Annotated in this window: 21 protein-coding genes; 12 read left to right on the top strand and 9 right to left on the bottom strand. The window is 48.5% G+C overall.

Annotation, left to right across the window (positions count from 1 at the left end):
* Positions 1–34 precede the first annotated feature (34 nt).
* Positions 35–1,240: a M23 family metallopeptidase gene (locus tag MHM94_RS13950; RefSeq protein ID WP_052698092.1), complete on the top strand. Its 1,206-nt coding sequence runs from the start codon at positions 35–37 to the stop codon at positions 1,238–1,240.
* Between the two features lie 206 nt (positions 1,241–1,446).
* A complete protein-coding gene (locus MHM94_RS13945; RefSeq protein WP_235419650.1) occupies positions 1,447–4,347 on the top strand; it encodes a ligand-binding sensor domain-containing diguanylate cyclase in 2,901 nt (966 codons plus the stop codon).
* On the opposite strand, the gene MHM94_RS13940 is transcribed toward MHM94_RS13945, so the two are convergent.
* The gene (locus MHM94_RS13940; protein WP_235419649.1) at positions 4,344–6,701 is read right to left on the bottom strand and encodes a helicase-related protein; all 2,358 of its coding nucleotides are present in this window, start codon (positions 6,699–6,701) and stop codon (positions 4,344–4,346) included. The two genes, MHM94_RS13945 and MHM94_RS13940, sit on opposite strands and share 4 nt — an antisense overlap.
* 92 nt (positions 6,702–6,793) lie before the next feature.
* Here MHM94_RS13940 and MHM94_RS13935 point away from each other — a divergent pair, with 92 nt between their 5' ends.
* From MHM94_RS13935 to MHM94_RS13920, 4 genes are all read left to right on the top strand, one after another.
* The gene (locus MHM94_RS13935) at positions 6,794–7,624 is read left to right on the top strand and encodes a M90 family metallopeptidase (protein ID WP_235419648.1); all 831 of its coding nucleotides are present in this window, start codon (positions 6,794–6,796) and stop codon (positions 7,622–7,624) included.
* A gap of 306 nt (positions 7,625–7,930) precedes the next feature.
* Positions 7,931–8,434 carry an outer membrane beta-barrel protein gene (locus MHM94_RS13930; RefSeq protein WP_045978085.1) on the top strand — a complete coding sequence of 168 codons (504 nt, stop codon included), beginning with the start codon at positions 7,931–7,933 and terminating at the stop codon, positions 8,432–8,434.
* Between the two features lie 248 nt (positions 8,435–8,682).
* Positions 8,683–11,856, top strand: a complete 3,174-nt coding sequence (locus MHM94_RS13925; protein WP_235419647.1) for an amidohydrolase family protein — start codon at positions 8,683–8,685, stop codon at positions 11,854–11,856.
* A 164-nt stretch (positions 11,857–12,020) separates the two neighbouring features.
* Entirely contained in the window at positions 12,021–12,590 is a 570-nt protein-coding gene (locus MHM94_RS13920) for a hypothetical protein (RefSeq protein ID WP_235419646.1), read from the top strand.
* Between the two features lie 208 nt (positions 12,591–12,798).
* Here MHM94_RS13920 and MHM94_RS13915 read toward each other — a convergent pair whose 3' ends face one another.
* On the bottom strand, positions 12,799–13,512 hold the full coding sequence (locus MHM94_RS13915) for a hypothetical protein (RefSeq protein WP_022945871.1): 714 nt from the start codon (positions 13,510–13,512) through the stop codon (positions 12,799–12,801).
* Between the two features lie 285 nt (positions 13,513–13,797).
* On the opposite strand from MHM94_RS13915, the gene MHM94_RS13910 reads away from it, so the two are divergent.
* The gene (locus MHM94_RS13910; protein WP_235419645.1) at positions 13,798–14,172 is read left to right on the top strand and encodes a septal ring lytic transglycosylase RlpA family protein; all 375 of its coding nucleotides are present in this window, start codon (positions 13,798–13,800) and stop codon (positions 14,170–14,172) included.
* On the opposite strand, the gene MHM94_RS13905 is transcribed toward MHM94_RS13910, so the two are convergent.
* Together MHM94_RS13905 and MHM94_RS13900 are read right to left on the bottom strand one after the other, a co-directional pair.
* Positions 14,169–14,438 (bottom strand): acylphosphatase, encoded by a 270-nt coding sequence (locus tag MHM94_RS13905; RefSeq protein WP_022945873.1) that lies wholly within the window; start codon positions 14,436–14,438, stop codon positions 14,169–14,171. The two genes, MHM94_RS13910 and MHM94_RS13905, sit on opposite strands and share 4 nt — an antisense overlap.
* A 42-nt stretch (positions 14,439–14,480) precedes the next feature.
* Positions 14,481–14,924 carry a host attachment family protein gene (locus MHM94_RS13900; RefSeq protein ID WP_152440550.1) on the bottom strand — a complete coding sequence of 148 codons (444 nt, stop codon included), beginning with the start codon at positions 14,922–14,924 and terminating at the stop codon, positions 14,481–14,483.
* 250 nt (positions 14,925–15,174) lie between these two features.
* Here MHM94_RS13900 and MHM94_RS13895 point away from each other — a divergent pair, with 250 nt between their 5' ends.
* Entirely contained in the window at positions 15,175–15,732 is a 558-nt protein-coding gene (locus MHM94_RS13895; protein ID WP_235419796.1) for a DUF1287 domain-containing protein, read from the top strand.
* Positions 15,733–15,782: 50 nt separating this feature from the next.
* On the opposite strand, the gene MHM94_RS13890 is transcribed toward MHM94_RS13895, so the two are convergent.
* On the bottom strand, positions 15,783–16,172 hold the full coding sequence (locus tag MHM94_RS13890; protein WP_022945876.1) for a hypothetical protein: 390 nt from the start codon (positions 16,170–16,172) through the stop codon (positions 15,783–15,785).
* 164 nt (positions 16,173–16,336) lie between these two features.
* On the opposite strand from MHM94_RS13890, the gene MHM94_RS13885 reads away from it, so the two are divergent.
* Entirely contained in the window at positions 16,337–17,089 is a 753-nt protein-coding gene (locus MHM94_RS13885) for a Nif3-like dinuclear metal center hexameric protein (protein ID WP_235419644.1), read from the top strand.
* Between the two features lie 6 nt (positions 17,090–17,095).
* Here the strand turns inward: MHM94_RS13885 and MHM94_RS13880 are convergent, their stop codons facing one another.
* From MHM94_RS13880 to MHM94_RS13865, 4 genes are all read right to left on the bottom strand, one after another.
* Complete coding sequence (locus tag MHM94_RS13880) at positions 17,096–17,659, bottom strand: hypothetical protein (protein WP_053911569.1); 564 nt, start codon at positions 17,657–17,659, stop codon at positions 17,096–17,098.
* Between the two features lie 5 nt (positions 17,660–17,664).
* A complete protein-coding gene (locus MHM94_RS13875) occupies positions 17,665–18,360 on the bottom strand; it encodes a hypothetical protein (RefSeq protein ID WP_235419643.1) in 696 nt (231 codons plus the stop codon).
* A 74-nt stretch (positions 18,361–18,434) separates the two neighbouring features.
* Positions 18,435–19,013 (bottom strand): DUF2589 domain-containing protein, encoded by a 579-nt coding sequence (locus MHM94_RS13870; protein ID WP_022945880.1) that lies wholly within the window; start codon positions 19,011–19,013, stop codon positions 18,435–18,437.
* 261 nt (positions 19,014–19,274) lie between these two features.
* Complete coding sequence (locus tag MHM94_RS13865; protein WP_045978077.1) at positions 19,275–20,165, bottom strand: LysR family transcriptional regulator; 891 nt, start codon at positions 20,163–20,165, stop codon at positions 19,275–19,277.
* Between the two features lie 299 nt (positions 20,166–20,464).
* Here MHM94_RS13865 and metE point away from each other — a divergent pair, with 299 nt between their 5' ends.
* The 3 genes from metE to MHM94_RS13850 all read left to right on the top strand — a co-directional run bounded on the left by metE (position 20,465) and on the right by MHM94_RS13850 (position 24,960).
* On the top strand, positions 20,465–22,735 hold the full coding sequence (metE, locus tag MHM94_RS13860; protein WP_235419642.1) for a 5-methyltetrahydropteroyltriglutamate--homocysteine S-methyltransferase: 2,271 nt from the start codon (positions 20,465–20,467) through the stop codon (positions 22,733–22,735).
* Positions 22,736–22,861: 126 nt separating this feature from the next.
* Positions 22,862–23,905: a dihydroorotase gene (pyrC, locus tag MHM94_RS13855; RefSeq protein WP_235419641.1), complete on the top strand. Its 1,044-nt coding sequence runs from the start codon at positions 22,862–22,864 to the stop codon at positions 23,903–23,905.
* A 215-nt stretch (positions 23,906–24,120) separates the two neighbouring features.
* Positions 24,121–24,960, top strand: a complete 840-nt coding sequence (locus MHM94_RS13850) for a 2OG-Fe(II) oxygenase family protein (RefSeq protein WP_045978074.1) — start codon at positions 24,121–24,123, stop codon at positions 24,958–24,960.
* The last annotated feature ends 4 nt before the right edge of the window (positions 24,961–24,964 follow it).

The raw sequence follows: 24,964 nt of genomic DNA, 5'->3' as shown, positions 1-24,964 counted from the left end.
CATACGGGACACGATAACGATAGAGGGAACAAAGATGAAATTGAACACCATACTCACCGGCATAGCCTGCGCCGGTGCAACAACACTATTGAGCTTTTCGGTGCATGCAGAGCATGCTCAGTTACCCGAGCGTATTGTAGCCAAGCAAGATATGGCGCTGATTGATTTACACAGCGAAGCGCTTATTGCCGATGAACAGTTTGTTTTTAATAACGCCCTGGCAGCGCGGGATTGGACTAATTTCTTCGCTGGGCTCAATAGCGAATTACAAGCAAAGCAAGAAGCGATACTGCATTTCGCTGGCTACGCCAGTATCAACCCAGAGCTGTTATTAGCATTAATGGAGCAGCAAAGCCAACTAGTCACTAACCCCACTGCTGAAGCAATGCAGAGGCCTTTCGCTGATTTGAGTGATGAAGTCGGATTTGAAGCACAGCTTCGCGATGTCACTAACCGGCTCAGCCATACCTTTTATGCCTATAAACGCTTCGCACAAAGCAGCCAGCAATTTAATCAAGATGTCGCCAGTTTTGCGCTGGTCGATATGTTTATTATGCGGCAAAAGCCAGTGGGTCCGCGCCGCCCGCGTAAGGGTAAGAAGATCACCGCATTGATGAGTGCCTATGAGGTTGTGACCGGGAAACCATCAATACAACTGACGCAAAAGCAGGTATCAGCCCCACAGCGCCAAGCGCTCAGTGCGCAGCCTCAAGCTCAGGTAGCTTTTAGTATGAATCTTCCGTGGCCAAGTGGCTATGCATGGTTCAGTGGTGGTGCACACTCTAACACCGGCTCAGGGTATCCGTACTCCTCGTTAGACTTTAATAATGGCTCTGGAGGATGGGGCAGCAATACACCTTGGGTGCAAGCGGCCCATGAGGGCACTGTTACACGTTATTCGCAATGTAATATTCGCATCACTCATCCAAGTGGCTATGCGACCAACTACTACCATATGGATGCGTTGCAATTTAACTCCGGTGATTATATTTCCGCAGGGAGTTGGATAGGGCGCTATGCTAACAATCAAAGTACTGCGCTGTGTCAGGGTGGTCAGTCAACGGGACCGCATGTGCATTTTTCACTGCTGTATAATGGCCAATATGTGAGCTTACAAAATCGCTATATTAGTGGTTATCGTATTGATGTCGGTAATTACAACTATGACGATAATTGCTACAACTTTTACTTTGAGCGTAACGGTTATAAAACCTGTGCGTGGCAGCGCTTGTATCGCTAGTGCGAACGGATAGCGCCGATCTACGGCGCTATCTACAGTATATTCACTAGAAGTTTATATTTTAATTCAAAAGGTTAAGTTCTTATTGATGGGCGTTATAGTGCCTATTGTTATTAGTTGTAAGCGATTTGGCTCAAGCTAATTGTTATTTTATGTGTTTGAAGTAGAATAAAACTTAATAATAAAAAAGACGTAGGCGCGCTGCTGTGAAAATCATCCTTTATTTAGCTATTTCACTGTTAAGCCTAAGCAGTTTCGCCAATCAAGTCCCCAAAAACATTCCTAGTAATGTTCCCCTAAGTCACTACTTTGCCGAAACCTGGGATACCCGTGATGGTTTGCCTCACAACAGTGTCAATGCCCTAGCTCAAACTCCCGATGGTTATATCTGGGTAGGTACATGGGAAGGTGTTGCCCGTTTTAATGGCCGTACCTTTAAGCTTTTTACTCGCGGCGTTCTCACCGGGTTGCCCGATTCAGGGATCCGCAGCCTCAATGTTGATAAAGCGACTCAGCAGCTCTATGTAGCTGGCTCTCGGGGTGGGATCAGCGTGGTCGAGCGCGAGCGTTGGCAAGCACTTAAACCGGCACAAACGATGGTGAATTTTGCCGTGCGCAGTGGTGATGGCGCCTTATGGCTGGCGCTAGAAGATGGCGGTTTGGTGCGCAGAACGCAACAGGGCGACGAGCAAAATTTGCTGCCTAATGTCAGTGCCTATCAAGTCTTCGAGCAACAAGAAGGGCGAATTTGGGCAGCAACAAATAACGGCCTTTATTACTATGAAGACGGAGCCATGCATGGTGTTGAGGGCGATAACAGCGCTATTACCGGCGCCATTTATTCGTTGGCTGAAGACCGTGATGGGGCGTTATTGGTTGGCACCGAGCAGGGTGTATGGCGTTATGTGAATAATGAATTTACGTTGCTACATAACGCTCTTGCAGACGATTCTGTGTCGAGTATTTTGGTTGATTTTCGTGGTGACATTTGGCTTGGCACCATCAATCAAGGGGTATTTCGCTTCAGCGAGTATGGGCTGGAAAAGTTGGATGCCAATGTTGGCCTACCAAGCAATCGCATTTTATCGCTGCTTGAAGATAATGAACACAGTATTTGGATTGGCACCAATGGGGGACTTTTTCGCTTGCGGCAAGCACCCTTTACCACCGTCAATACCGCACGCGGGCTCTCAGGAGATTATGTGCGTAGTGTGCTCTCGCACACTGATGGAGCGCTCTACATTGGTACCAGTAACGGTTTAAACCGCTACACCCAAGGACAGGTGGAGCAAATTTCATCTCCCTTGGATGCGCCCATTTCTGTACTTTCACTCACGAGTAGCCAACGTGGTGGTGTGTATGTCGGTACCTATACCAGCGGGTTGATGTATTTTGACGGCCAACGTTTGACAACAGTGATTAACCGGGATACGGGTCTGCCGAGCAACGAAGTAAGGGCCCTTCACGAGCAAGCTGACGGCACGTTATGGATTGGCACTGCGGGTGGCCTTGTGCGTATAAAAAACGCCGAAGAAGTAACAACCTTGACCGATAAACAAGGTCTGCCCGGTAACTTTATTATGGCGCTAGCGCAAGATAAACAACAGCGACTGTGGATAGGCACCGGGGTCGGTGTTGCTTTTTATCACCAAGGACAGTTTACCACCTTGCCGTTGCGCGAGCATTTCGATGCCGACTACGCATTTGGGTTTTTAGTTCAGGATGACGCACTGTGGATGGCCACCGATCGCGGGCTGCTTCATTATGATTATCAAAGTCATCGTCTGCGCAAGCTCGGTCGAGAGCAAGGGTTACCGGTTGATAAGCTGTTTGCCGTTGTAAACGATAAGTATGATCACTTGTGGCTTTCCAGTAACCGGGGTGTGATCCGCATAAGTCAAACTCATGTGATGGCTTCCCTTGATAGTGAGGATGCACAATTAGAATTCACCTTATTTGATGAAGGTGATGGCATGCTTAGCTCACAAGCCAACGGCGGCTCCCAATACCCAGCAGTGCGCCACCATGATGACAGCGTTTGGATTGCGACAGCGCGCGGTGCAGCGGTGGTCGACCCAGCGAAGTTGGTTCGTATGGCCAGTGTCTCACTGCCGGTGAGCATCGAGAGTATTGGCTTTGACGATGAACAAGGCTTCCTACCTAACCTTGATAAAACGTCGTTAACGGTGCCTTCAGAAACAGACCGTTTATCTATTGCCTATGCTGGTTTAGGCTTTATTATGCCGGAGCGCATTGAGTATCAAACTAAGCTCAAAGGCTTTGATGATAACTGGATAAATCGCGGTAACCTCACACTGACCGAATACACTAATTTACCGCCCGGTAATTACGAGTTTCATGTGCGGGCGCGTTATCCTTATAGCGAATGGCCCGCATCTGCGGCAAGCTTTCATTTCACCATTACCCCTAAGTTTTGGCAAACACTCAGCTTTAAAGTCGCAATGATTGTGGTGTTAGCACTGGCATTATTTACCCTATATCGTTTGCGCTTTTTACACCTTAAGCGCAGCGAAGCTCAGTTAAAGTTAAGGGTGCAGGCGCAAACTCGCAGCCTAGCGGAGCAGGCTAAAGCCTTTGAACATCAAGCGACGCATGATCAACTCACCGGGGTGGCGAATCGTCGTGCCTTTGACAAATGGTTGATAGCGCATTTTGAGCAAGCTAAACAGCAACAACAACCTCTAAGCTTAGCGATCATTGATATTGATCACTTCAAAAACATCAATGATAAATACTCGCACATGGTCGGTGATAAAGTGATCACCGAAGTGGCCAACCTCATTCATCATTGTGCGCCGCAAGAGGCGATGTTTGCTCGCTGGGGTGGGGAGGAGTTCACATTGCTACTGCCTGGGTTCAGTGTACATGAGGCGCAAGTCTGCGCCGAGCGTATCCGGGTATTGATATCTGGCCATGATTACTCGGCGCTTGCCGATGGTGTGCATATTACCGTGAGTATCGGCGTTGCCGACAGTCAAGGCGCACAGGACTATGACCGAATGCTCGCCCAAGCGGATAACGCCCTATATCAAGCGAAGCAGAGCGGCAGAAACCAAGTTGTGGTGTACCAAAAGCCAATGCCCTAGCGGATATCCACAAGCTTACTGGCTTTTTTATATTGAATTTTAAGGCCACTCCACGCCGGTAACTCCCAGCGCTTGGGTGGGTCTCTGCGCTCGCCGCTGTGGTAATGGGCGATTAACCGCTTAGCGCGAAAGTGATATTCGATGTTGAGTACCATACTCGGGAGTGTGACTTGCAAGGGAAAGCGCTCATTAAAGTCTTTCGCATGCCAGGGGTCAATGCCCTGATAGTGCAGATCCTCGGCCTCTATTAACTGTAGGTCTTCTTGGCTTTGTACACCCAGAGAATGTAAACGCTCAGCGATAAAGGTGTCGGCATCCATATCAATGGCTGGTTTTAGATGGTAAGCCTGATACAAATTATGCTGAGCAATAGCCTGCGATATCCGCTCATAGCTGCCGGCGAATAACTGGTTGTCACGCATAAGCGCAACCACGCTGGCGCTTAGATGTTGGCCATCGACGCGCTGATGGCTTGACCCTAACTCGACTCCCGCATAGCTGTGGATAATATCAGCACGAATTTCTCCCTCCGGGCACTGCTCGTCAACATACCAATAACACTGGCCTAAGGTGGTGTCGTAAGGGACAGCTTGGCGCACCTGGGATAATTGCATTGGCGCACACATAGTCGCTAAGGTGTCGGCGTGCTTTTTACCGCGCCCGGCTAAGGAAAATGTTGCCAGTACCAGCGCCGCATTGCTGTTGTGTTGAAGCAGAGAGCTTTTTGCGGGACGCACTTCATCTTCGCCATTGGCAAAGCTGCCACGGCGATTATCGCGTTTTACATAGACACAGTGTGGGTTTAGCTCGGCGATGGCCTCGACTAGGATGGCATGTTGGTATCGCACTGCTTTATCAAGCTCTGGTAATTGATAGGCATGGCGTAAATAGTTGGCATAGGTGCGCGCTTCGCTAAGCGCCTCGCTATTGATAGTGAGTATGTGCTGTGCAGCGCCGCCACGGACCACGGCGATATGCAGCGCCAGGTCGCACAGGGCATACTGCTCACCGAGTTGCGCTTGCAGTTGTTCACGCTCACTGCTGCTTGGTGGCGAAAATAGCGCTGCTGGGGTGGCGATGGCGGCGGCCAAGTCAATCATTGCTTGGCGCAATACATTGCTGGGCATATTGTGGATCAGCATACCTAAATCAGCATCCACAGGAAGTGGGTAAATGGTTTTACCCAACGCCGTGGCCAAGCCGTCTGCGGTTACGGCCCCTAAGCGTTGTAATTTTGTCATCGCTCGTTGCAAAGACGAGCCCGGCGGCGCGGTTAGCAGCGGTAAATCATCCACGGCAATACCGGCGCAAGCACTGGCTAGCACGAGTTCGTCTAATGCTTCACGTTCGACCTCTACCGGCGTGGTGCTGAGCAAGGGAGCATGCTCACCAAATAAGCGAATATACAGCCCAGGCGCGATGCGTCCACAGCGGCCCATACGTTGGCGCATGGAGTCTTGGGCTATGGCGTCAAGGCCGAGTACGGTTTTCCCTTTGCGAAGATGCGTGCGGCGCTCAAGCCCGGAATCGATAACACATTCGACCCCAGGCACGGTGAGCGAGGTTTCGGCCACGTTAGTGGCAAAAATAATGCGTCGCTGTGGCCCTTGGCGCAGCGCGCGCTGTTGCTCTTGTAACGGGCTGGAACCGTGTAGTGAAATACATTCAGCGGGTAAGTCCTGACAGGCGCTGACGCACGCAGCTATCTCGGCGCGACCAGGTAAAAACACCAAAATATCAGCGCCACTGTTATCCAGCGCATAGACACAGGCTTGGCGCACACGCGCCGCTAAATCTTGGGAGCTGGGCATCGCTCTGGCGTCGCTGGCGAAGGTGTAGCTGCTGATAGGGTAGGTACGGCCATGGCTTGTGAGCGCTTTGGTGGTGAGATAAGCGCTTAAAGCACGGTCATCTAAGGTCGCGGAGGTGAGTATCAGGCGGTGCTCGCCATGGTGTTTCAACAGCGCCAACAGTAAATCGGTATCCCAGCGGCGCTCGTGAAACTCATCCAGCATGACCACGTCAAAATCAGCGAGCTGTTGCTCGAAAAACCACCTGAGTGCGACCCCGGGGGTGGCAAACACAACCTGGGTTTGGGCCGCCATTTTAGCCTCAAAGCGAATCGCGTAGCCGATGCGTTGTCCTGGTTTTTGCTGGCATTGCTCAGCCAAATAGTTCGCCAACGAGGTGGCAGCGATACGCCGTGGTTGCACAACCAAAACACGCCCTTGTGTGCTTGCCCATAGCGGTAAGTTGGTGGACTTACCGCTGCCGGTTGGCGCATGAACAATTACATTTTGCTGCCTAAGTATTGATAAAAACTGATCTTTTATTGCCTCGATTGGTAATGTCATAGGATACAAATAATGTTGTTTAAGCTTGTAGAGGAATTGAAAATGAGCGCCAGCGGTCATATTAACATGTAATATCGCCAAGGAATTACCCGATGTTAAACCTGATACTGTTGATTTTTTTAATTGTGTTTGTGGTAGCGTATTGGCAATGGGACCATGTCCGCCTCAAGCGCTGGCAGCGACAATACCATGATGCCGGGCTCAGCCAGGAGCAGCAGACTTTTTTGCAGCGGGCTATGCCCATTTATAACGCCATGACCGATGCCGATAGAGCCAAGCTTGAGCGTCATATCTGTTGGTTCTTGGGCGAAAAACGGTTTCTTGGTCGCGATGGTTTAGAGGTTAATGAGGCGATGAAACTGGTGGTGGCCGCCGATGCCTGCCTGTTGGTGCTCAATAAACCCTGGCCTTTGTACCCTAATGTTAAAGAAATCTTGCTCTATCCGAGTGCTTATTACGCCAATGTCACCCAGCGTGATGTCGCCGGTTTGGTGAGCTATCATCAAGTGGTGCGTGAGGGCGAGTCGTGGCCCGGTGGCACCTTGGTGCTCAGCTGGCACGATGTGCTCGAGGGCAATCGCCTCCCGGAAGATGGCCATAACTTGGTGTTTCACGAATTTGCACACCAGTTAGATCAGGTAACAGGCAGCACCAATGGTACGCCGCAGCTAGCAAATAAGGCCGCGTATCAACGCTGGGGCGAGGTGTTCTCGCGCGCTTTTACCAAGTTAAAAAGCCATGTTGCTTACAATATGCCCCATGTAATGCACAGCTACGGGGCCACCAATGAGGCTGAGTTTTTTGCTGTGGCCACCGAAACCTTTATCGAAAAACCCATGGCGATGCGGCAGTTTGATGCTGAGCTATTTCATATCCTCAAAGATTATTACCAATTCGACCCCAGTGACTGGCAAAGACACTAAAAGTGTAAGCGTTCCAAGGCAACTTATTACTTAAATGGTAAGAAAAAAAGATCAAGCTTAACTCTAGGTAGCTAATGTTGTTTTTTGTTAACATCCGCATCGAAGTGACAAAGGTGTTAGTTAACTAGCTATCACTACTGGGTTACTTCTAGGGATGGAATTTGTCGTTGGGATGCGATTAGCCTTTCTATGGCACTGACTCTGCGCTCTCCCGACAGCTGTTATGCCAGCAGTTTAAAGATGCGGGTATACGCTGAAGATTTGTTCTCTCCCGGCAATGCTAATAATTAAATAAAGGGAAATAACATGATGAAAAAAACACTGCTAGCACTGGTTTTAGCCGGTACGTCATTCGCTTCTCAGGCTAATTGGCAAGCGGGTGTAGGCTATGTAAATCTTTCTGACAGTGAAGGTGGTGACAGCATCAGCCTTAACGCTTTGGTTGGTTCTTTAGGCTACAAATTTAAAACAGGTGACAACTTTTACCTTGTACCTGAGTTACGTTTGGGTACAGGTGTTGGTGATGACGAGTTATACGGAGCTAAAATTGAAGTAGAGAGCTTTACGGCTCTATCACTTCGTGGTCAATATGACCTTGAGAGCGGCCTGTATATCTACGGCGCTCCTTCATACGCTAACCTAGAGGTTAAAGCATCGGCTTACGGCGAGTCTGCCTCTGAAGACGAATGGGAATTTGGCTTAGGTGGCGGAGTTGGTTATAACTTCAGCAACGCTATGCTAGCTGAGCTGTCATACGAACAGTTTGATGGTGTGGATGTGGTTAGCCTTGCTGTGAAGTTTGACTTCTAAGTCACGCTAATCATGCTAACAGCGACAGATCGGAAGGTCTGCGCTGTTGGCTCGCTACCTTTTACTTTAGCCTCAAGTTGGTCAACGACATTGCCATAGCTTTCAATCTTGCTCACTTAACAGCGATACTCGCAGACTTGCTATTCCATCCCCCATTTTTGCTTATTAAACCCATGTTACTTCCACTTTTATACGGTTTTTGTTTTAGTAGGTAATGATAATAAATAAATAGAATAAGAGACCCACAAATGAAGACTCCACTATACAGTGCTTTAGCACTGGCGGTTTCGCTGGCTTTACCGGTCAGCGCCGAGCAAGAAGAAAAACAACAATGGCAAGTAGATAAGCCTCAGGGTGAATTTGTTGATGCCAATATCAACGTCACTCAAGGTACCTGGATGAATGTCGATGTCAGCCCCGACGGCCAGACCTTAGTATTTGATTTGCTTGGTGATATTTACACCATGCCGATAAGCGGTGGAGAGGCGACACAGTTGACCTCAGATATTGGCTGGCAAATGCAGCCTCGCTTTAGCCCAGATGGCAAACATATTGCGTTCACCTCAGATCAAGGCGGCGGCGACAATATCTGGATTATGAACATCGATGGCTCGGAGCAAACGCAGGTGACCAAGGAGTCATTTCGCTTGCTTAACAGCCCAGCATGGAGCCCCGATGGCGACTTTATTGTTGCCCGTAAGCACTTTACTGCAAGCCGTTCATTGGGTGCCGGGGAAGTATGGATGTATCACAAAGCCGGTGGCTCGGGCGTGCAGCTAACAGAGCGCCCCAATGATCAGAAAGACTTAGGCGAACCCGCATTCTCACCGGATGGCCGCTATGTATATTTCTCACAGGATGCCACCCCAGGTAAAACCTTTCACTACTCCAAAGACTCGGTACAGGGCATCTACAAAATTAAGCGCTATGACCGGGAAACAGGTGATATAGAGACCATTTTAAGTGGTCCCGGTGGTGCAATCCGGCCCACGCCTTCTCCCGATGGCAAAACGTTGGCCTACATTAAGCGTGATGATTTCCAAAGCACCCTGTATTTATATGATTTAGAGTCGGGTAAAGAAACCAAGCTGTACGATAAGCTTGAGCGTGATATGCAAGAGACTTGGGCAATTCACGGGGTGTATCCTAGCATGGCTTGGACACCTGACAACGAGTCATTGGTGTTTTGGGCCGGGGGGAAAATCCACAAGCTTGACGTGCAAAGTGGCGAGAGTTCAGAAATCGCTTTTGCAGTAAACACCAATAAATCCATCCAAAAAGCGGTGCGTGTAACCCAACAGTTAGACTCCTCAGAATTTGACGTAAAAATGCTGCGCAATGTGCAGGTATCACCCGATGGTGAAACCGCCATTTTTGAAGCCATGGGTCATATTTACAAGCGCGACCTTGAATCAGGTAAAGTGCAGCGCCTAACACGGCAAGACGATCATTTTGAATTCTTCCCGACCTTCTCTCGCGATGGTAAAAAGATTGCCTACGTCACCTGGGATGACAAAAAACAGGGCAGTGTTCGCGTGGTCTCGGCGCGCTCAGGTCGTGGTGATACGCTGACCACTCAGCCGGGTAAATATGTCGAGCCGGCGTTCAGCCCCGACGGAGAAACCGTGGTATTTAGAAAATCTTCGGGAAGCAGTTTACTTGCCCCGCAGTGGTCGTTGAAAGCAGGCATCTACGCAGTGGATAGCGATGGTGATGAGCAGCCAGAGCTTATTACTGAGCATGGCTATCAGCCACAGTTTGGCAAAGCCAATGACCGTATCTATGTGATGAGCCCGTGGCCAAAGCCGACCTTGAGTGTGGTTGAGCTGGAAAGTAAAAAAATCCGCAAACTGTATGAATCTGAGCATGCCACTGAGTTTCGTATTTCACCAAACGGGGAATATTTGGCGTTTGCTGAGCGTTTTAAAGTGTTCGTGACGCCTTTTGTGGAACGTGGCAAAACCATTAATATCGGCCCTAAAGACAGCCAGTTCCCAATAGAGCAGTTATCTGTGCGTGCTGGTGAAAATATCAGTTGGAGTGGTGCAAGTGATAGGCTTTACTGGAGTTTAGGGCCCGAGCTTTATCATGCCTCACTGGCGGGTATTTTTAATATTCAAAGCGATGAGAACGCCGACTTTAAAGTAGACAGTGGCGATAATATTGGTTTTAAACAAACCATGGCAGAGCCACAGGGCATGATAGCGCTGGTGGGAGCAAAAGTGATCACCATGCAGGGCGATAAAGTCATTGATAATGGCGTGGTTTTGACCGATGGTAAGCACATCAAAGCGGTTGGCAGTCAAGACCAGGTAGAGATTCCACAAAATGCTGAAGTGATTGATGTCAGTGGTAAAACCATTATGCCGGGGATCATCGATGCGCACGCGCATGGCGCTCAAGGCAGTGACGAAATTATTCCTGAGCAAAACTGGAAAAACCTAGCCGGTTTATCCCTGGGAGTCACCACGATTCACGACCCCAGCAACGACACCACGGAAATTTTCGCTGCCAGTGAGATGCAAAAGGCCGGTAAAATCGTTGCACCACGTATTTTCTCCACAGGGACCATTCTATACGGAGCAAACATGCCGGGGTATACCTCCCATGTTGACTCCCTTGATGATGCGAAATTCCACCTTCAGCGCCTGCAGAAAGTCGGTGCGTTTAGTGTGAAGTCGTACAACCAACCGCGTCGCGATCAGCGCCAACAAGTGATTGCAGCTGGTCGAGAGCTTGGTATGATGGTTGTCCCTGAAGGGGGTTCTCTGTTGCAGCATAATCTGACCATGGTGGTTGATGGCCATACCACGATTGAGCACTCCATTCCGGTTGCCAATATTTATGATGATATTCGCCAGTTATGGTCGCAAAGTGATGTTGCCTACACCCCCACGTTGGGCGTGGCGTATGGCGGTATCTGGGGGGAGAATTACTGGTACGATAAAACCGATGTGTGGAATCATCCACGGTTAAGTAAATTTGTGCCAAAGAATCAGTTGCTCCCGAGAGCGATGCGCCGTACCAAGGCGCCCGATCACCACTACAATCACTTTAACAATGCGCGGGTTGCAGCACAGTTGCAAGACCAAGGGGTGCTGGTCAATGTTGGCGCGCATGGTCAACGTGAAGGCTTAGCGGCGCATTGGGAAATGTGGATGTTTGCACAAGGCGGCATGAGCCCGTTAGAGGTGATCCGCACAGCTACCATAGATCCGGCGAAAACCTTAGGTCTAGAAAATAACCTGGGCTCACTAGAGGAAGGCAAGTTAGCGGATCTCATCGTCATTGATGGCGACATCTTAAGTGATATTCGTCAAAGCGATAAGGTACGTTACACCATGATCAATGGACGTTTGTTTGATGCTGCAACCATGAACGAAGTCGGCGAGCCGGCACGCGCTCCGCTACACTTCGAATAAGCCCTGTCGCAGCAATGCTACTTGAGCCCGTCATCGACGGGCTTTTTTGTGGGTATCGCGTCGCTGCAGATAAGCATTAAGTGCTGTGGGCTACAAAGTGACTGGAGAGTTGTCTCTGTATTAACTACACTGCTAACAGAACCCACAGGGAAGGACAAGCCAAGATGAAACGCTTCACTATCACAGCTATCTTGCTGCTCATTGGTGGCTGCGCGCAACAGCCCCGCTCAGATGATGTTAATGTACTCACCAAGGCGTGTGTTGGTAGCACTGCACTGCCAGCGCAGTGGCAAGGCCAGTTTCGCTCGGTCGACAACCCCGAACTGCTGCAATCGGCGCTGGGTGAGCCACAACAAGGAAAGCTCTGCCAAGGTCAGGTGTATGAAAGCAAACAGCCTGCGACAGTGATTTTGTATCGCGCGTATAACAGCACTAACCCAAATAGCCGCTTCGGGAGCTGGTGGGCTTGGGCAAAACCCAGTGGCACGGTCAGCGAATACCGCGCCAACTATGAAATTTGCTACCAATGGTCGCCGCTAGATAAGTTAGTACGCTGTGAGCTTAAACCCGGCGTACAAGTGGTTGTGGGCAATGGCCAAAGTGCACAATGCTCTGAGTATTTACGCTATGACGTATCGGCGGTGCAGCAAGTTTTCATAGCCGATGCCGATGACGCTGTGCACAATTGCAGTGATTTCAATGCTGTAATGCAGTGGCAGCCGATACAAAGGTAAGCGGTCATAATAAAGGGAAAAGGATAACATCAGCCTAGAGTATAGGTCTTGGGTGTTATCCTTTTGCTAACAAAATACATGTATTATTTATTTAAAATGAGATTTTGTTTTTAAATTAACAATACTAGATCCTTTAATTATTTAACCCACAATACAACCCAAGTAATAGCTATTATAAATGGGTCGAAGTTGAGATTTTTTGGGGCTGTTATGATGCAAAGCCTCTTTCAATATCACGGAACGTCCATTGTCCTTTAGCGTCGGCAATATCAATAAGCTCACAGGCTTTTTTGTTCCATGCGGCGAGACAAGCAATGTAGTTGGTTAGTTGATAGTAGGCGCGATCTGGGGCATCAGGGCGAATTCGTGATACCGAGTAAGCAGAGTAGGTCGCACCGCTGCCAAGCCAAGTGACGATGGATGAAGCAACGCCTCCACCTGGCACAACAAAGCCTGCGGTGGTGGTCACTAGACCCAAAATAGTCGCCGCTTTTTCAACACCGTGTCCTGCTTTGGTAATGTCGTCACTGAGAATAGGGTGTAATAACGCGAGCAGGTTAGTGGCTTGCGGTTGGTGGCTCGCTACGGCAACATCGTCGGAGGTTTTTGGAGCGTTGCCAGGTGCCGAGCTGCCGCCGCGCATAGCTGGTAATAAGGTGTTAAAAGCTTTCTGACTATTATTACTGGCGGAGAAGGTCACTGATTGCGTACTTAAGCCTCCGGCTTTTACGCGCTTTTGATCTTTAGGTGTAATAGTGGATTTGTAGGTGCGTTGCAAACGACGATAAACAGCAGCGCTGCACTGAGTCATCTGTATCGCTAATGCGGCTTGGTCTTTAAATTCACGGCCTATGGCACGTTCAGCCAGCTTAGTTAACTGGGCTTTTTTCTTTTGCACCAGTTGTCCCACGATAATATCCATAAAATATATCCTTATAAAAATATAAAACGCGATGAATATTACCATGAGTTTATGGGGGTGGATATTTAAATTGTTAGCTATTTTATTCTCGTTTTATGAAGTTGGACTTGTCTCTATATTTGACCGTTGCGTTGCGTCAGCCTAAGTAAGTCGGGGTCATTGCGTATCGAGTTTCATACAACAGTACCTGAGGAGTATCACCAGTGCGCTCAGTTTGCTGGCGATACATGCTTAGTTCACGTTTTGACTATTACACTGAGCGTTTAGTAGCAAGGAGAGAGCAGTATGTTCAGAAGTGTTATTGCCGTGGTGTTATTAGTTGTTTTATCAGGCTGCGCCAATCACTTGCCTGCTGAAAAAGGAGCTGTGCAGCAGGGTCTCGCGTCTTATTATCATGATAAGTACCATGGGCGCACTACCGCTAGCGGCGAGCGTTTTGAGCAAACAGCTCTGAGTGCAGCCCGCCGGAACCTTCCTTTCGGTAGCAAAGTAAAAGTCACCAATATCAATAATGGGCGCTCAGTTGTAGTACGGATAAATGACAGAGGCCCGTTTGTTTCAGGGCGCATCATAGACTTGAGCCGTCGCGCATTTAAGCACATCAGCAATTTGTCTGCCGGCGTGATTGCCGTAGAGGTAGAAGTGCTCAGTGAGCCCTAAGCGGTGGTAAACTCACTATAACCCTGTACATCAACCTCCTTGTGGTTGAGCTGCTCAACGTGAGCTGTTTGCGGGCCCTGCTCTAACCAAGTAAGTAGGGAAGTTAATGCTGCCTTATCCCCCTCTGCGTGGACTTCAACGCGACCATCATCAAGATTTTTGGCGTAACCAGCAATATTGAGAGCCTGTGCTTGGCGGGCAGTGTTAGCACGGAAATACACGCCCTGAACTTTGCCACTTACCCAAGCTCGAAATGCGTATGTCATCATCTCTCCTCAAAAAAGGCGGCTACGCCGCCTAACGAATCATTAATGAACTTTCTTAAGGTAGTCTAGAATTTGTCCCTCATTAGCGCCAATCACATCTTTAGCGAGGGTTTTATCTATCAGTTCGGTGGTGTGTTTATTGAGCTCACCGCGTAGCTTGCCTAAAAAGCCCGACTCAGCAATCAGTTCGATACGATACACTTTGTCGTTTTTACGTTTGTCGTCAAGCCACTTGGCAATATCTGCGGCAAAGCGTTGCGCTTCTATATCAACCGCATCTTTTCGACTCATGGCATCGACACCTTGCACTTGCTTTGCCGGGGCGCTTTGACGGCCCGCACGGTCAGTATAAATATCTTGCTCGTCTGAGCGTGCGAAGGGGTTTGACCAATGGGCTTGCAGCTCCAGCTCGGTGGAATGATTACGTAAGGCAAAAATTTGTGCTTCACTGTGGTTGGCAACCACCACATAAGAACGACCAATCATATCAATCTCCTTTTTTGCGAGCCAAAAACTTGGCCCTTACTATAGAGCTTGGAATGGATGGGGAGTTTTTCAACCCTAAGAAGTAAAGATTGTTGTTTTTCTCCGGCTGTGTTCAACTTAAACTGATTTATGAATAACTTAGCCCTTTAATGAGATGTGGGTGCCGATACATGGCATACACTTAGGAGAGACAATGACAGGGAAACGAGGTACAGGGGGTTGGCTTTTTGGGGCCGCGCTCATCATAGCTATGCCGGTTGCGGCAGAGCCAAGCTTCAGTGAGCAATTAGTTAGTGCCGCTAACGAGCGGACTCAAGCGGACGTGACCTATGATGGTCGCTATATTGCTATTGATTACCCAGGGGGGGATGTACCTGCTGGGATTGGTGTATGTACGGATGTCGTGATACGCAGTTATCGTGCCTTAGGCATCGATCTGCAGCAGTTGGTGCATGAGGATATGGAGCGTAACTTTGATGCCTATCCATCCCAGAGAATTTGGGGGTTAACTCGCCCGGACAGCAATATTGACCATCGTCGCGTGCCAAATTTACGTGCTTTTCTTACTCGTCACGGAGAGAGTCTGAGAGTGAGTGATGACGGTAACAATTATAAACCCGGTGATATTGTTTCATGGATGCTACCAGGAAACTTGCCGCATATTGGTATTGTCAGCGAGCAACGCAATGAGCTGGGACAGCCTTTAATTATCCATAATATTGGTGCTGGCCCGCAAGTGACAGATATTCTTTTTCAGTATCCTATTACCGGTCATTATCGCTATGGTGGTGACGGCCTAGGCGAATAACGAGCACAAAAAAAGCCGCTTTTAAGCGGCTTTTCTTTATTATTGAAAGCTTACACTACGCCGCGAGGCAGGCGACAGTCGTGATCTTTCTCTGCCAGTTGCTTAATCCAAAGCTCTTCTGCGGTGTAACCTTCTTCATTAGGTTTAGCCACAGTGAATGCTGCTTTCTTCTCAGCTGGTTTTGCCTTAGGAGCGGCTTTCTTAGTCGTTGTTTTCTTGCTCGCTTTGGCCGGTGCTTTGGTCTCTGCTTTGGCGACTTCTTCTGTTTTACCAGAAGTGAGTTCTTCAGTTAGCGCAGCTACATCGGCAAGGCGCATGTTCTTTCCGCCGTCAATGCTATACCAGCCAGGCTTAGTGGTGATTTCTGGCTTTTTGCCATGGGCTGCTTCATAGGCAGCTTCAAAAGCAGCTAACACTTCTGTTTTGTCTAGTTTACTCATCAAAAGGTCCTAGTCGTTAACGCAGGTTAATTTTATTACAAGTTTATAGTTATACCCATTTGCGCTGAGTTTTTCAATTTTTTGTGCCTAAACACCGAATTTTCTTTATTTTTACCGGTGTTCACGGGACAATTTGGGAATATTTGTGGTTAACAGGGGGTAATATGCACCGTAAAGAGCTCGCACAGATCCTTGAACAAACATTAATGGCACAGCCAATCAAAGATTTTTGCCCCAATGGGCTGCAGGTTGAAGGGCGTGCGCACATCAATAAGGTGGTCACGGGTGTGACTGCGAGTCAGGCACTGGTTGATAAAGCCGTGGCCCTCGAAGCTGATGCATTAATTGTTCATCATGGCTATTTTTGGAAGGGTGAATCACAAGCTATTACCGGTATGAAAAAGCGCCGTATTGAGGCGCTGCTCAGCGCCGGTATCAATCTGTTTGCGTATCATTTGCCTTTGGATATCCATCCCCAGCTAGGCAACAATGCGCAGCTAGCACAGTTGTTGGATATTGAGATTCAAGGGCCCATGGAAAGTGGCCCAAGTAGTGTGCCGGTGTGGGGGCGTTTGCGCACGCCGCTGTCTGGGCAGGCTTTTGCTGATAAAATTGCCAAGGCCTTATCCCGAACGCCGCTGGCTTCAGTGGTACGCGATGAGGTAATTGAAACTGTTGGATTATGCACCGGCGGCGGGCAAGGCTATATAGATTTGGCTGCGAGTTTGGGGCTGGATGCGTATTTAACCGGAGAAGCTTCGGAGCAAACTATTCACAGCTCCCGAGAGCAAGGAGTGGATTTCTTCGCAGCCGGGCACCATGCCACTGAGCGCTATGGCGCCAAAGCCCTAGGTGAATTTTTAGCGCGTGAGCATCATCTGGATGTCACCTTTATCGATATTGATAATCCAGTATAGCCACGGTTATTGCTGCGCCAACATGTTGTGCAACAATTGCTGCAAGAGATAGCGGCGGTCGGTGGCGCTGTAGCGTGCCTGCAGATATAAAAACATGGTTTGGGTGTCTGTGTGCTCTCCTAATGTTTGCCAGATACTATCAAGATAGTGAGTTGTTAAGGTCTCGGGAATGGGCAGCGGCTGCTTAGCAAACCCCAAGGCAAGCAGCTGCGCGAGTTTATCGTTGGCCTCACTAAAGTGTTGCTCAATGCGTTGCAGCTCCTCATTGAGTTGCTGCTCTGCTTTACTCAAGGTGGCGGCAACGAAAGCCCGTTTGCCTTTACGTTTACTGCGACTATGGCTTTGTACGGATGGATCTTGATAGCCATCGTCGCAGGCTTCAATCAGCCCGCGTAATGAACTCAGTGTACTGACTAAAGGGCTGCGCAAAGGTGCTAGCTTGACTTCCGTGTTTTTCAACCATTGCGCAGCATCAACAACATAGCTGGACTCCTGCGCCAGGTATTTGTCACTGAGTGCGGGTAACAACATTAATTGTGTGATAATGGTTTCTTTGAGAACGGATTGCATGGCCGTTACTCCGGCATCAGTTTGTTCTTGGTCTGGCCGTTCTCAAGGCCTGTGGCCCATTCTAAGCCTTCTTCACGAATGGTAATGTTAAGACGAATGCTGTTCTGAGGTGTGGCGGTTTCTTTTACTTCGGAGCTGACCACGCTGGTTTTTATCGCAGGCGGAGTGGAACGCGATTTTAAGGCGATAGCGGAGACATTGTGACGCACCTGCTTATTCACCGCACTGAGACGCTCAAATGGTACTTCTTTATCGGAGCCGCTTTTTTTCAGGGCTTTTTGAAAGGCTTCGTCAACGGCTCTGACCATACTCTCTTTGCTGATCCGCACATCTCCGTTACGTTGGCGCTCTGTTACTTTATCCAATGCGGCACGGGCTTCTCTGTCGAAATTGTGTTGAAAGCTTTTCGTACGACTGAGAATATCTTCGTCATCGAGTGCTTGGTTAAAGTGGTTCATCAAGGCTTTGTGAACATTGGCGGGGCTGTCTAATTCGGCATTTTTAGCCGGAATGTGCTGATTAATGGTCAGTGGCATATCTATGGTCAGCTCAGGGACGCGCACCCGGGGTAGACTCATGCCCTCAAGTAAGGGGTGATCTTTGTAATATTCGGCTACGGCAGCTGTTTCTTCGTCTGCAAGGCGGCGTGCGTGCACTAAGCTTATCATCAGCGATCCTAGCACCTCACTTAATTCACTCATGGCGTTTCCCTCTTGGTGAGTTGGATAAGGGGGCGCAGCCTAAGGCTTTGCCCCATAAGTTAGTTAATGTGGCGTTATGCCGCCGATTCCACTTCAGTGATGGAGTTTTCTAAAATGCCTAACAGTTTCTCCGTTCCCGCTGGAAGCTCGTCTTGAACGGCACGAACATTAACAGACAGGCTGTAGGTACGCTCAATTTTCGATGAGCTTGAGCTCGACTTCTTGTACGAGTAGCTGGCGCTGAGTTTAGCTGATACTGGCCCCCAGCCTGCTTTCACCGAGAGCTTACTATTGAGCTCATGAGAGGAGGAAGTACTGGACTCCTGCACTGAGTTTATCTTTGCGTTAAAAGCAATAGTGGTCTCTTCAACGCGAATAAATGGAATAGGTAACATGGTTAAGATGGGTACGGTAAGGTCGAATTTCTTCGGCTCTGTGCCGGTCACATTACCATCTCCATCTCGGGTTTCTACGGCCTTCATATAACTGAAGGTGATCATGGTGGGTTCATTGCTGTCAGCGTCAAAGCCGACAGATTTTATAAAATCTACCGAGGTCTGAGCCGATTGCGCTTGAGCGCGTACCACAGCATCAAGGGGGCCGCCAATCATAGATTTAAAATCAATACTCGATAGTTCGTCGCCAATAGCCATACAAATTCTCCTTTTTTTACGGCGCGGTTGAGGCTCGAGTTACACTGCCTACTCGAGATAGGTGTGTATAAAAAACACACAAGATTTATAGTGTATAAAAGGCAAGAGTGACAGTTGGTTTGTTAACTTTATTTTTACCTTTGTCCCTGTTAATTTCTAAGTTGTTCTTTTTAAGGGACTAAAGTGAAGGAGCAGTTGAAATGGTCAGAGCAGTGCGTCTGTGTGCAATGGGGCCAATTGATCAATCAGCCCCAGCTTTTGCTATTTACGCGTGTTATTTTGTTTACAGGTATTCAAGAAGTGGCGATAGACAGGGTTATCTTTCATTTCTTTTTTCATGGCCAAGTACATGGGGCGATTGAGACCTAATGCACCAAGGGGAATAGATTTTATTAACCCTTGCGCTTCATAGGGGGTAACAAGCCAATCAGGTAGCGCAGCAACACCCATGCCGGCGCTCACTAATTGGAAAATAAGCAAGCCTTGATCCACGCTTTTCAAGGTGCCATCAAAACGCGCATTTTGGATAAAGTGTTTGAAAATATCTTGGCGCTCGCGAGGAATAGGGTAGGAGATGATGGTTTCGTCTTTTAAATCCAGCGCCGTGACATAAGCTTTATTAGCCAGCTCATGGTCGGGGGCAACGATCAGCTTGAGCTTAAAATCGAATAAATGCACGTACTCTAGGCGCTCTGGGTCACGTATATCCGAGGTTAATACCAGATCTAAATCGCCCTCAAGCAGCTCAGGGATAGCGTCGTAACTAAAACCACGTTCGTAGTCCACGTGAATGTCGGGCCAAAAGTTATTAAATTCTTTAATTGTCGGTAATAACCAGTGAAAACAGGCGTGGCACTCGACGCTCAAGCGTAATTGCGAAATTGGCTGATTTAAGCTCTCTTTCAAGCGGCATTTCGCCGCTTCAACTTTTGGTAGTACATCATGTGCAAGTTCTAATAGCAGCATGCCTTGTGGAGTAAATCGCACCGGATGGGTTTTCCGCTCAAACAATTGGCAGTCGAGTTTGTTTTCTAAGTCTTTGATTTGATGAGAAAGTGCAGATTGAGTTAAAAACAGCTCACGTGCGGTATTCACTAAAGAGCCGGTCTCTTTCAAGGTGGAAATAGTCTTGAGGTGTTTTATATCTATCATCTTTAGTAAATCTCATAAAAATTGTGAGCGGTGCTCAACGTGAATACAGTTTACTGCATCGTAATAGACATTTCAAAGTCTAGACGTCTATAATTGATGTATAAAATGTAAACGCAAAGCTAACCATAGATAAATTCCACTATAGCAATAAAAATGACAGCGGTGTCATCTAATTTGGCATTTCCTTATAATTTTTAGCTATGAATAAAATTCACATTAATGCTGAGAAAGCTGCGGTTGCACAGTGAGGGTGAGGAATCTAATGTTTAGCCATCTATATAGCTAAATGGAGTTTTGTTATGGCATTAATACATAATCTTGGTTTCCCTCGAATCGGCAAGCAGCGGGCGCTTAAATTTGCCCTTGAGGCATACTGGGCAGGCACCATCGATCAGTCCACATTGCGAGCAAAAGGGGCTGAGATACGCAAGCAAAATTGGGCTTTGCAAGCACAGGCCGGTGTTGAGTTGCTCCCCGTTGGTGATTTTGCATGGTATGACCATGTGCTCGCTACCACGGTGATGGTCGGAGCCGTGCCAGCGCGACATCACAGCGCAGATAGCAACCCCCTCGATACCTTATTTCGTATTGCTCGTGGGCGAGCGCCCTCAGGGTGTGCCTGTGCCGCCAGTGAAATGACCAAATGGTTCGATACCAACTATCATTATATTGTGCCGGAGCTCAGCGCCGAGCAGCGCTTTTCGCTGACTGATTCAGAGTTATTTACCCATGTCAGTGAAGCACAGCAACTAGGCCATACACCAAAGCCCGTGCTTATCGGCCCGATGACCTATTTATATTTAGCCAAATGCGCCGATGAACCTTTTGACAAACTTGCGCTATTGCCTCAGTTACTTGAGGTGTATCAGCAGATATTAGACAAACTTGCGGCGCAACAGGTTCAGTGGGTGCAAATTGATGAGCCCATTCTCGCCCTAGAATTGGATGATGCTTATCGCCAAGCCTTGAAAGACAGTTTTACGAGTTTATCTGGCCACGGGGTGAAGCTGCTATTGGCCACTTACTTTGATGATGTCAGCCATCATCTTGATGATATTCAAGATTACGCCATCGACGGAGTACATTTTGATTGGCTGGCGAGCACGGTGGATATACAGGCTTTAGATAAGGCCGTAGGCAATGAGCGAGTGTTGTCCTTAGGGGTTGTTAATGGACGTAACGTTTGGCGTGCGGATTTATCCTCGTTGCATGCACAATTACATCCTATTGCTGAGCAGCGGGGCGAGATGTTGTGGATAGCCCCTTCATGTTCATTGCTTCACACTCCGGTAGATTTAGAGCAGGAGCAGCAGCTCGACAGTGAACTAAAAAGCTGGTTGGCTTTTGCAACACAAAAGTGTCAAGAGCTGCAACTGTTACGTCATGCACTGCATAGCAGCGACACCACTGCTATTGATCGCTACAGTGCTGCGGTTAAGGCCAGGCAAAGCTCAACGCGAGTGAATAACAAGAGGGTGCAACAAAGCGTTGCGGCGCTCAGTGCGCAAGACGCACAGCGACAAAGTGCGTTTTCTAAGCGGGCGAAGACCCAGCGCCAAGCCTTGCAACTGCCACTATTACCGACCACCACTATCGGCTCTTTTCCGCAGACCCAAGCTATTCGCCAAGCGCGGCGGGATTTTAAAAATGGTACTTTAGACTCCCAGGCGTATCACACGCAAATGGAAGCTGAAATTCGCTACGTCATTGAAGAGCAACAAGCGCTTGGCTTGGACGTGCTGGTGCATGGCGAAGCTGAGCGTAACGATATGGTCGAGTATTTTGGTGAACTGCTCGAGGGTGTATCCTTTACTCACTTTGGCTGGGTGCAAAGCTACGGCTCGCGCTGTGTGAAGCCACCGATCATTTGGGGTGATGTGGCCCGTTCGCAACCAATGACTGTGCATTGGAGCCGCTATGCGCAGTCACTTACACAAAAACCGGTGAAGGGCATGTTAACTGGGCCGGTGACGATTCTATCTTGGTCTTTTGTGCGTGATGACTTAGACAACCCCACTATCGCCAAACAAATCGCGGTAGCGCTGCGTGACGAGGTTGTAGATTTGCAAAATGCGGGCATTGGCATTATTCAAATAGATGAGCCTGCTTTTCGTGAGCGCATGCCGTTAAAAACAAGTCATTGGCAAGATTACTTGGATTGGGCGACTTATGCATTTCGCGTCGCTGCCAGCGGTGCCGAGGATAAAACTCAGATTCATACCCACATGTGTTACAGCGAATTCAATGACATTATTGGCGCTATTGCTGATATGGATGCCGATGTCATCACCATTGAAACGTCCCGTTCTCATATGGAGTTACTGAATGCCTTTGAACACTTTGATTACCCCAATGAAATAGGGCCGGGTGTGTATGATATTCACACTCCTAATGTGCCCGATGTAGCGTCGATAAAGACCTTAATTCACAAAGCTGCACAGAAAATACCTGTTGAGCGATTATGGGTTAACCCTGATTGCGGTTTGAAAACGCGACAATGGCAAGAAACCCGAGCCGCGCTTTATAACATGGTAGAGGCCGCAAAGGAGTTACGACAAGAGCTGAACTAAATTAAGCTCACTGTAGCGGGGTTGGCCCAGGCACCCCCCGCTCAGCCTAGGTATTACCCCGCAGATTGCTTTACTTTCCCTTGTATCCCCCCTAAGATCACACAAATTTTTCAGTGGATAAGAGCAATGACAAGTACCCCGCAACGTATTACCCTCACTCGTCCTGACGATTGGCACATTCACCTACGCGATGGTGAACAGCTAAAAGATACCGTGCGTGATGCGAGCCGCTATATTGGCCGCGCGATTATTATGCCTAACCTAGTGCCACCTGCGACCTGTACCGAGACGGCATTAGCCTATCGTGAACGGATCATGGCGGCAGGTCCTAGCGCGCAATTTGAACCATTAATGGTACTTTATCTCACTGATAACACCACGCCTGAAGAAATTCGCAAAGCGAAAGCCAGCGGTAAAATTGTCGCGGCTAAGTTGTATCCTGCTGGCGCGACGACTAACTCGGCTTCAGGGGTGACGGATGTTGAAAACATCTATCCTGTGCTTGAGGCAATGCAAGAAGTCGGCATGCTGCTTTTGGTTCATGGTGAGGTGACCGACTCCAGCATCGATATTTTTGACCGTGAAAAAGTGTTTATCGAAACCAAACTGAAAAAAGTGGTCTCTGATTTCCCTGAGTTGAAAGTGGTGCTCGAGCACATTACCACCCGCGATGCCGTGGAGTTTGTACGCTCAGCATCAACCAATGTGGCAGCTACGATTACGGCTCACCATCTACTATATAACCGCAATCATATGTTGGCTGGTGGAATTCGCCCGCATTACTATTGTTTACCGATTCTTAAGCGTAATACCCATCAACAAGCCTTGATTGAAGCGGCTACCAGTGGCAGCGCGAAATTCTTTATGGGCACCGATTCGGCACCGCATTTAAAAGATAAAAAAGAAGCATCCTGTGGCTGCGCCGGCGCCTATACCGCCCATGCTTCATTAGAGCTATATGCAGAAGCGTTTGAGCAAGCCGATGCGATGGAAAAACTAGAAGGCTTTGCCAGTCATTTTGGTCCTGACTTTTACGGCCTTGCGCGTAACAGCGATACTATTACGTTGGTACGTGAACCCTGGCAAGTGCCCGAAAGTTACCCACTTGCCGATGATAAAGTGATCCCTATCTGCGCCGGTGAAACACTTAACTGGCAGGTTAAGGACTAAGAGTTTAGAGCTCGGTTTGATACCGGGCTTTTTATTGGCTACCCGGCCAAGCAATGTCAGCTGCGCTGTTACTTTGATCTGCGTCAATAGCCGCTTCGCTGAGAGGGCTCTGCGGACAATTGTCCTTATGAATTATGGTGGCTTTGACTAAGCTCTGGCGCTAAAATTAAGCATGTTTTCGTGCTTAGCGCTACAACGAACAGGTGAAATTTACCATGCACTTACCTACAGTGGACTATCAGTCGCCCAACGCTCCTGCTGAATTTGTCGAGTCTCTTCGCAATACCGGCTTTGGGGTATTGACGAACCATCCGATCCCGCAGTCTTTAGTGGAATCAATTTATGAAAATTGGCAGGCTTTTTTCAACTCTGAGCAAAAGCACGAGTTTTTATATGATAAGACTACACAAGACGGATATTTTCCACCGGAAGTAAGTGAAGTAGCCAAAGGCTTTAATGTTAAAGACATTAAAGAGTATTACCACGTTTACCCTAAAGGTCGCGTCCCGGCACAACTAGAAGAGCAAATTCGTGAGTATTACCGACTTGCTAATGAGTTTGCTAGCGAGCTACTAAGCTGGGTGCAGGCGCACGCACCAGAAGAAGTACAAAAACGTTTTTCCATTGATCTTAAAGACATGATCAAGGACTCAGAGCAAACCTTACTGCGTATACTTCATTATCCGCCAATGACCGGTGACGAAGAGCCGGGTGCTATTCGCGCGGCGGCGCATGGCGATATTAACCTATTAACGGTTTTACCTGCAGCGAACGAGCCTGGCTTACAGGTGCAAACTAAAGAGGGTGGTTGGTTAGATGTGCCAAGTGACTTCGGTAATCTGATCATCAACATTGGTGATATGCTGCAAGAAGCATCAGGTGATTACTTCCCGTCGACCATTCACCGCGTTATTAACCCGACGGGGAAAGCGTCAACGAAATCACGTATTTCACTGCCACTGTTTTTGCATCCGCGCCCGGATGTGGTGCTTTCAGAGCGCTATACAGCAGATAGCTACTTACAAGAGCGTTTACGAGAGCTTGGTGTAAAGTAATGAA

The sequence above is a fragment of the Pseudoalteromonas sp. CNAT2-18.1 genome, from assembly GCF_022347865.1.
Classification (GTDB): domain Bacteria; phylum Pseudomonadota; class Gammaproteobacteria; order Enterobacterales; family Alteromonadaceae; genus Pseudoalteromonas; species Pseudoalteromonas ruthenica.
Note: the sequence above shows the minus strand (reverse complement) of the source record. Positions and strands in the feature narration are given on the sequence as shown.

Bases quoted from the DNA above. Each gene is read 5' to 3' on its own strand.
- MHM94_RS13940 (WP_235419649.1), bottom strand. From the start codon at position 6,701: ATGACATTACCAATCGAGGCAATAAAAGATCAGTTTTTATCAATACTT.
- MHM94_RS13910 (WP_235419645.1), top strand. From the start codon at position 13,798: ATGTTCAGAAGTGTTATTGCCGTGGTGTTATTAGTTGTTTTATCAGGC.
- MHM94_RS13895 (WP_235419796.1), top strand. From the start codon at position 15,175: ATGCCGGTTGCGGCAGAGCCAAGCTTCAGTGAGCAATTAGTTAGTGCC.
- MHM94_RS13915 (WP_022945871.1), bottom strand. From the start codon at position 13,512: ATGGATATTATCGTGGGACAACTGGTGCAAAAGAAAAAAGCCCAGTTA.
- MHM94_RS13900 (WP_152440550.1), bottom strand. From the start codon at position 14,924: ATGATTGGTCGTTCTTATGTGGTGGTTGCCAACCACAGTGAAGCACAA.
- MHM94_RS13885 (WP_235419644.1), top strand. From the start codon at position 16,337: ATGCACCGTAAAGAGCTCGCACAGATCCTTGAACAAACATTAATGGCA.
- MHM94_RS13870 (WP_022945880.1), bottom strand. From the start codon at position 19,013: ATGGCTATTGGCGACGAACTATCGAGTATTGATTTTAAATCTATGATT.
- MHM94_RS13905 (WP_022945873.1), bottom strand. From the start codon at position 14,438: ATGACATACGCATTTCGAGCTTGGGTAAGTGGCAAAGTTCAGGGCGTG.
- MHM94_RS13930 (WP_045978085.1), top strand. From the start codon at position 7,931: ATGATGAAAAAAACACTGCTAGCACTGGTTTTAGCCGGTACGTCATTC.
- MHM94_RS13935 (WP_235419648.1), top strand. From the start codon at position 6,794: ATGTTAAACCTGATACTGTTGATTTTTTTAATTGTGTTTGTGGTAGCG.
- MHM94_RS13865 (WP_045978077.1), bottom strand. From the start codon at position 20,165: ATGATAGATATAAAACACCTCAAGACTATTTCCACCTTGAAAGAGACC.
- MHM94_RS13925 (WP_235419647.1), top strand. From the start codon at position 8,683: ATGAAGACTCCACTATACAGTGCTTTAGCACTGGCGGTTTCGCTGGCT.
- MHM94_RS13890 (WP_022945876.1), bottom strand. From the start codon at position 16,172: ATGAGTAAACTAGACAAAACAGAAGTGTTAGCTGCTTTTGAAGCTGCC.
- pyrC (WP_235419641.1), top strand. From the start codon at position 22,862: ATGACAAGTACCCCGCAACGTATTACCCTCACTCGTCCTGACGATTGG.
- MHM94_RS13875 (WP_235419643.1), bottom strand. From the start codon at position 18,360: ATGAGTGAATTAAGTGAGGTGCTAGGATCGCTGATGATAAGCTTAGTG.
- MHM94_RS13850 (WP_045978074.1), top strand. From the start codon at position 24,121: ATGCACTTACCTACAGTGGACTATCAGTCGCCCAACGCTCCTGCTGAA.
- MHM94_RS13880 (WP_053911569.1), bottom strand. From the start codon at position 17,659: ATGCAATCCGTTCTCAAAGAAACCATTATCACACAATTAATGTTGTTA.
- metE (WP_235419642.1), top strand. From the start codon at position 20,465: ATGGCATTAATACATAATCTTGGTTTCCCTCGAATCGGCAAGCAGCGG.
- MHM94_RS13920 (WP_235419646.1), top strand. From the start codon at position 12,021: ATGAAACGCTTCACTATCACAGCTATCTTGCTGCTCATTGGTGGCTGC.
- MHM94_RS13950 (WP_052698092.1), top strand. From the start codon at position 35: ATGAAATTGAACACCATACTCACCGGCATAGCCTGCGCCGGTGCAACA.